General features: G+C 32.6%; 4 protein-coding genes. 2 read left to right on the top strand and 2 right to left on the bottom strand.

All coding sequences use genetic code 11. The features are described from left to right. The coding region (locus BMY96_RS15300; protein ID WP_217639605.1) for a SprB repeat-containing protein at positions 1 to 4172 on the bottom strand (4172 nt) is incomplete at its 3' end. A gap of 39 nt (positions 4173 to 4211) precedes the next feature. After that, entirely contained in the window at positions 4212 to 4787 is a 576-nt protein-coding gene (locus BMY96_RS15295; RefSeq protein WP_092853772.1) for a hypothetical protein, read from the bottom strand. Between the two features lie 444 nt (positions 4788 to 5231). On the opposite strand from BMY96_RS15295, the gene BMY96_RS15290 reads away from it, so the two are divergent. After that, on the top strand, positions 5232 to 5717 hold the full coding sequence (locus tag BMY96_RS15290) for a SixA phosphatase family protein (RefSeq protein WP_092853770.1): 486 nt from the start codon (positions 5232 to 5234) through the stop codon (positions 5715 to 5717). Between the two features lie 138 nt (positions 5718 to 5855). Further along, on the top strand, positions 5856 to 7922 hold the full coding sequence (ppk1, locus tag BMY96_RS15285; protein ID WP_092853768.1) for a polyphosphate kinase 1: 2067 nt from the start codon (positions 5856 to 5858) through the stop codon (positions 7920 to 7922).

The following is a 7922-nucleotide window of genomic DNA, read 5'->3' as shown; positions in this document are numbered from 1 at the left end:
GTCCAAGTTACAATAGTATCACCAAGCGGGAATGTCTCAGGCGCATCGTTAGTTACAGAAGAAATTAAGCAATCATCACTTGTGTTTGGTGTTCCCAAAGTTATTTCAGTTCCATCAATTACACAATTTTCTGAAGTCACTTCTAGTGATATATTTTCAGGACATTCTATAGTTGGATTTGTAATATCTAGTATTGTTGAAATTTCGACAACCTGATTAAAAGTACAACCATTAGCATCTAAAGCTATAACCGTATAACTTCCTTCAGCTAAATCAGAGAAAGTTCCATTATTTTGGTAGTTATTACCATTGTCTATAGAGTATGAGTAAGGAGGAATACCACCAGTAGCATCTATTGTGACTTCTCCTGTTGAATTACCAAAACAATCTACATTAGTTTGACTAGTAATAGAAGCTGAAACCTTAGTATCTGGCTCAATAATAGTAGCCGAATTGGTTGTAGTACAACCGTTGGCATCTGTAATAGTAACAGAGTATGTACCCGCTACAACATTAATTAAATCTTCAGTTTCACCACCGTTACTCCATAGGAATGTATACGGCGCAGTTCCACCATTAACAGCAAGATCTAAAGATCCTGTAGCATCTTCTCTACAAAGTATATTAGTAACAGCAATAGCCGAACTTAATAGGTTAGGCTCGTTAACAGTAATAGTTGTGCTAGTTGTACATTGCGTTGTAGTATCGGTAACTGTAATAGTATAATCGCCCGCAGGTAAATTACTAACAGCTGTTGTTGTATTAGGTAAAGAATCCCAAGCATAAGTAAAATTACCAGAACCACCAGTTACTGTAGCATTTATGCTTCCATTACTCTCACCAAAACATTCAGCGGGAGTAGAGGTACCTGTTACCGATAAGTTTAAACAAGATCCTGGGTTAACAGTTACTGTGGTTTGGTCTGTACAGCCATTAGCGTCTGTAACAGTTACGGTGTACGATCCAGCACTTAATCCTGAAATGCTACTTGTGGTTTGACCACCAGGCGACCACGAGTATGTATATGGTTCAACACCACCGGTTACTACAGCAGTTGCAGTACCATCGCCAGTAGCAGGTCCTAATTCATCGGTAGTAGTAGCAGTAACATTTAAAGCATTACTAGGTTCTGTAATGGCAATAGTTTCTTCAACGGGCTGACATACGGTTCCATCAATAGTTACGCTAACTGAATAAACACCAGCCGAAGCATTAGCAAGCGTACTTGTTGTTACGCCTGTATCCTCTTGACCATTAGACCAAGTAAAGGTAAATGTAGCAGAAGGGTTAGCGTTAGAATTAGCAGTTACCGTACCAGAACCAGAAGTATCTCCAGTACAAAGTACATCGGTAATATTAGTAATTTCAATTTCTGCATCGCAAGTGTTAACACATTCTATAACTATGCTTTGCGTTAATTCGCAACCATTAGCATCTGTAACGGTTACACTATGTGTGCCATCCGCTAATCCAGTAACTTGAGCTGTTGTAGCATTACCTGCAGAAGCACTCCATAAATAAGTATAATCTGCAGATCCACCAGAAACAATAGCTGTAGCTTGTCCGTTTGAGCAACCTTGAGCGGTAGTGGCATCAACTTTAGTAATATTTAAACTTAACGGACTTGTAGGTTCTGTAATAGTTGCACCAACAGACGTTGTACATCCATTAGCATCAGTAATAGTTACATTATAAGCACCAGCAATGACGTTAGATAAATCTTCGGTAGTTGAGTTATTAGTATCATTCCAAATAAATTGATATGGTTCTGTACCACCAGTAATAGTAATATCGATACCACCAGTAGCTTCACTATTACATAATACATTGGTTATCGTATCGATTGATGCCTCTAAAGTTGGTTGATTTACTGTAATTGTTTGCGTATGGACATTGGTTAAGTCACATTCATCAGTTGCAGTCCAAGTTCTTTCTATAGTATAACTTCCTGTACATATATCACCAGTTTCTTCTTCTTCAAAAACAACTTCAGCAGTACCACAAGCATCAGTAGCCGTTAGCGTAGGAGCAGTAGGAATATTATTTATGTTAACTATTTCATTTGTTGGTAAATTTTCTACAAATACAGGCGCCGTATTGTCTTCAACTGTTATAGTTTGTGTGTGAGATACTGTTAGGCCACATTGGTCTGTAGCAACCCACGTTCTTGTTAGTGTATAATTTCCAGGACAAGACCCATCCTCTTTTGTTTCCGTAAAAGTAACATCTGCGGTTCCGCAATTATCTGTGGCTTGAAGATTTGCAGGTTCTGGTACATTGCTACATTCTACAGTTATGTTTTCCGGTAACGGGTTTGTGAATTCTGGACCAGTAGTGTCTTCAACAGTAATGACTTGTATATAATTAGCTATTGTAGCACCACACTCATCTATAAAATTAAAAGTATTTGTATAAGTTCCATTATTTCGGCAGGATCCATCAGAGACAAAAGACCCAGCAGTTTTAATTGGAGTTAAATTGTCACATGATACCTCGGGTAGTAATGCTTGAACATTCTCTAATTCTGCTGAATTATTACATTCAATGGTCCTATCTAATTCTCCAACTTGACTAACCCAACTCGCACTAGGTTGGTTTATATTTACTACGAAGGGTTCTAAGTTTTCTACATTACACTCATCAACAGCCGTAGAACTAATGGTTGTTTGTTCTTCTGGGTTAATTTCACCAGTGTAAGATGCTGTGAATTGTAAATTAAAATCTAAATCACAAGATTCTTCTAAAAAAAAGCATTCATCTTTTAAAATAAAGTCGAAATCAAGATTTAATATATTACCATTACCATTTTCCAATGCATCAAGAAGTCCATCTTCAATTTGGAAGGTTAGTGTGTTGGAATTGAATGTGTACGTTACTCCATCAGGTAAATTATTAACTCTTATATTTTCTACTTGTGGAGCAACAGGAGCTGTTAAAATAAAGTTTTTAACATTATCATTGCCACTATTTTGAATGTTAAAATTAAAATTAATACTATCTTCTGGATCATAATTAGACGTACTAGAAGTCGTAGTTAAAACCATTGGGCTAACATCTGGTCTATAAACGTCTATTGCGAAACCTAATAAATATAATCCATAAACCTCTTGATCAGAAGTCATTCTGAAAGTTGCAGATGTCTGATTATTTGCTATTAATCTATTACCACTATTATCTAAACTAAATAATGCAGCATCAAAACCTAATGTATTTGTACTGGATGGGTTTCTATCAATAAAATTGTTGTTACCTACAGTAATTCTACTATTAAAAAAATTGTTAGTATCTCGCTGGGGAGCATCAATATCAACAAAATTGTTTGATGTATTTCTGATTTGTAAACGGTCACCACTTAAGTCTCTATCGCCTTCTAACCCTCCAATTAATACATTAGATTGTACAGGACCATTAGAAATAGTTTGAAATCCATTAAAATTTATATTAAAATTGTTTTGAGAACTCGTAATATGTGCATAACCATCAAATATAGTAATGTTTTTCTGTACTAAATCTGGACTTTCATAAACAAAAACAATTTGCCAACCACCAGAAGTCCCAGCATTAATATTACCATGTGCAATTAGCTCGCCGGTTTTAGCTTCAACATTTGCGACTTGATACTTGCCAAAGGGTGTTGCAAGGTTTTGAACTAAATTGGTTATATCTTTGACACAAATATATGGATCATTCGAAAAATGGAAATTACGACCTCTATAAATTACTTCATCTGCAGTTATGGTTGTATAACTCGACTGACCTGGAGTCATTAATTTTACATCATTATAATTCCAGTTAGGCTCATTATCTCCAATTATAGAGGGTTCTCTATCGGCGGCGGCCCAATATAAATAAGCTTTAATAATAGATAAACAAGTAGCACTAGGTTTTGGGTTAGTAAAATTAGCACTACTAGAGTTAAATGTACTATTATCGTTATCAATATCTACATAAACATTATCTGTGTAATCGTGATTATCGTTGTTTCCGTTGTAATTACCTGTTGATGTTCTAGATAGTACGTTATTTGCTACCATACCAAAATCTCCCCGTACAACTTGATTAAATCTAGGGCTAAATTGTTGTTGTACTTGCGAAAAAACAGCAGTTGCACTTAAAAAAATAAATACAACTACTGCCAATTTTTTAATACTATTAATAGTAATATTTCTCATAAATCCATTTTTTTGAATAGCTCGTAATCGCACATGTATTTAGTTAACCTTTGTTGGGTCTTGTACTAAAGATTTCATTGTTATTGATGATGTATAATTTCCTTCCGCATTAGAAGCTTCAATACGTGCGCAATTCCAAGCAGATTTTTGTGCTTTTTTTGGAGTGATTTTCTTCAAGTAAAATTTAACAGCGCTATTATTGGCAACTGTAACCTCACTAATTTGTTCGGTTTGATTTAGGTTATAAAATTCAAAATTAAAATCTGTCTGCAACTCAAAACCTTCCTCGTTACAATCTATATTTTCACTAGTTAAAGTAAAGGTAATGGATTGAGTTGTATTGTTTGCGACTTGTAAAATATAAAAGTGAATTTTTTCTGTATTTGGCTTATCACTTTTTTCAATTATAGTTAATTGAACGTCCTGCACAGCGGATAACATGCTCACTTCAGTTAACATAATCTCAGCGCCGTTTTCGGTGGCCGACTTAAAGGTTCTATCCTTGTGTACAGTTAAAGTAGCGCTACAATTTTGAACTTTTGTTAAAGTTGCATTTTCTTGTAAACTTGAACTACCAATTAAAATAGATATTATTAGTAGGTATAATGCTTTCATATATTATTTTGTTTGTTGGTGATAACGCACCGTTGTATCTAAAATTAATTATGCTTGTAGAGATTTTTTTTTTTGTTAATAGCAATTGCTTTGTTATATTAAACCAAACTTTATGGGGTGTGCGATTTTGTCCACAAAGATATGAAATTATTTTCTTTATCATTAATAAATCATACTCATTTACTACACATTCTATTTATTAGTCATAACTTTTATATTTTGACACTTTAGATTGCACCAAAGTCACATAATTTTAAGGTTGACAAATAAGTTGATTATTAACTTTACATTCATAAAAAATAACTAAATGAAACCATCTAATAGTAATTTGCAAATAGTAATTTTTTTTTGATATATTTAATTAGAATTTAAAGAACAAAGAAATTGATTTTTATCGAGAATAACAACTTTTTATCGATAAAAATAAACATTTAATCGAGTATTTTGAAAAAATTAATTTTAATAAGACACGCTAAATCCTCTTGGGAATTTAATCTAGATGATCATGAAAGGCCTTTAAAATCTAGAGGAATAACCGATGCTAATTTGGTTTCTAAAGAATTAGCTTACCATTTGAAAACCATAGATTTAGTGATTTGTAGTGATGCCCAACGTACCAAGTTAACAGCAGAAATCTTTATTTCTAATTTGGGTATAGATAAAAACTTAGTGAAATTTAATGCAGATTTATATGATTTCTCAGGAGAAAACCTTGTTCAGGTTATAAAAAATGTCCAGGACTCTATAAGTAATTTAATGGTATTTGGACATAATCATGCTATTACCGCATTTGTTAATACTTTTGGCACAAAGTATATAGATAATGTACCTACAAGCGGCGTAGTTATTATTGAGTTTGATATAGAAAATTGGAGTGCTTTAAAACCTGGTAAAACTTTAAAATCGTTATTTCCTCGCGATTTAAAGTAGTCTAGTTTCTTTTTGTATTTATAGCAATAATTTAACAATAAAATATTCAAAATTTAATTACACCTTCTTAATAAAATACCAATATTTTATTCTAAATAGAATATATTTGTTTTTCATATTAAAATTAAAAAACACTCAATGACTACACCTGAAATTTCAATAGATAATTGTTATGTTAATAGAGAAATAAGCTGGTTACAGTTTAATGCAAGAGTATTACAAGAAGCTGAAGATGAGTCGGTTCCTTTAATTGAAAGATTACGTTTTTTAGGTATATTTTCTAATAACTTAGATGAGTTTTTTAAAGTTAGATATGCCACAGTAAAGCGAATTGTAGAGGCTGGTAAAGGCGGAAAAAGTGAGCTTGGTGGTATTAAAGCAAAAGAATTATTAGAAATAATTACTCAAATTGTTATTAAACAACAAAGTGAAAGTGTTAAAATATTAAATAATATAGATAAAAAGTTAAAGGAAGAAAACATTTATATTATTGACGAAACTCAAATTGATGAAGCACAGAGCGAGTTTATAAAACAATATTTTCTTAAAACGGTAAGTCCAGCTTTAGTTACCATTATCCTTAATGATTCGGTTGTATTACCAAATTTAAAAGATACAGCTGCTTATTTGGCGGTACGCATGCTAATGTCTGGCGATACAAAGCAATTTGCATTAATAGAAATTCCTAAATCGGTAGACCGTTTTGTGGAATTGCCAAAACAAGGCGACAAGAACTATATTATTATGGTCGATGATGTTTTGCGCTATTGTTTGGGTGATATCTTTAATATTTTCGAATACAAAGCTATTTCTGCTCACATGATTAAAATTACTAGAGATGCCGAGTTAGATTTTGAAAGTGATTTAAGTAAAAGTTTTATAGAAAAAATATCAGATAGTGTAAAGCATAGAAAAATAGGTGAAGCCGTAAGGTTTGTTTTCGATAAAACCATTCATAAAGAAACACTGCGTTATTTTATGTCTAAAATGGGTATCGATGATACCGATAGTGTTATACCAGGCGGACGCTACCATAATAAAAGAGACTATATGGGCTTTCCTAGTTTAGGAAGAACCGATCTTTTATATGACAAAATCGAGCCGCTACCAGTTAAAGATTTAAGTATGCAAGACAGTATATTTAATGCTATTAGCAAAAAAGATTATTTGTTGCACGCGCCTTATCAAACATTCTCATACATTGTTAAATTTTTAAGGGAAGCAGCCTTAGATCCAAAGGTTAAAACTATTAAAATTACAATTTACCGTCTTGCAGAAATATCACATGTAGCAAGTTCTTTAATTAATGCGGCTGTAAACGGTAAAGCAGTAACGGTTTCTATTGAACTTCGAGCTAGGTTTGATGAACAAGCTAATATCGATTATGCCCAACAAATGAAAGAAGAGGGTATTAATTTAATTTTTGGTGTTACCGGACTTAAGGTACACAGTAAAATGTGTGTTATTGAGCGCGAAGAAGGAAAAAAACTAAAACGATACGGGTTTATTAGTACCGGAAACTTTAACGAATCGACCGCTAAAATTTATACGGATTATACGTTGTTTACAGCTAATAAAAAGATTTTAAAGGATGTAAATCAAATTTTTAGCTTTTTTGAAACTAATTATAGGGTTTACAAATACAAGCATTTATTAGTGTCGCCGCACTTTACAAAAAGTAGCGTGTTTAGGTTAATAGATAACGAGATAAAAAATGTTAAGGAAGGAAGAGAAGGGCTTATTCGATTAAAAATGAATAGCATTTCAAGCTATCCAATGATTGATAAATTGTATGAAGCCAGTAGAGCAGGAGTAAAAATACAAATGATAGTTAGAGGTATTTGTTGTTTAATTCCTGGTTTAAAAGGAATGAGTGATAATATTGAGGTTATTAGTGTAGTAGATAAGTTTTTAGAGCATTCAAGAATTTATATGTTTGGACATAATGACGATACAAAACTTTATATTTCATCGGCCGATTGGATGACAAGAAATATTGAAAATAGAGTAGAAGTAAGTTGCCCAATTTATGATGAAGACATTAAAAAAGAAATTATAGATACTTTTAATATTAGTTGGAACGATAATGTTAAAGCTAGAGTTTTAAATGATTCTCAAGAAAATCAATATCTTGTAAACGATAAGCCAAAAGTAAGATCTCAATTTGCTACCTATGACTATTACCTTAATAAATTAGAAAATTAA

The organism is Algibacter pectinivorans, from assembly GCF_900112595.1.
Classification (GTDB): domain Bacteria; phylum Bacteroidota; class Bacteroidia; order Flavobacteriales; family Flavobacteriaceae; genus Algibacter_B; species Algibacter_B pectinivorans.
Note: the sequence above shows the minus strand (reverse complement) of the source record. Positions and strands in the feature narration are given on the sequence as shown.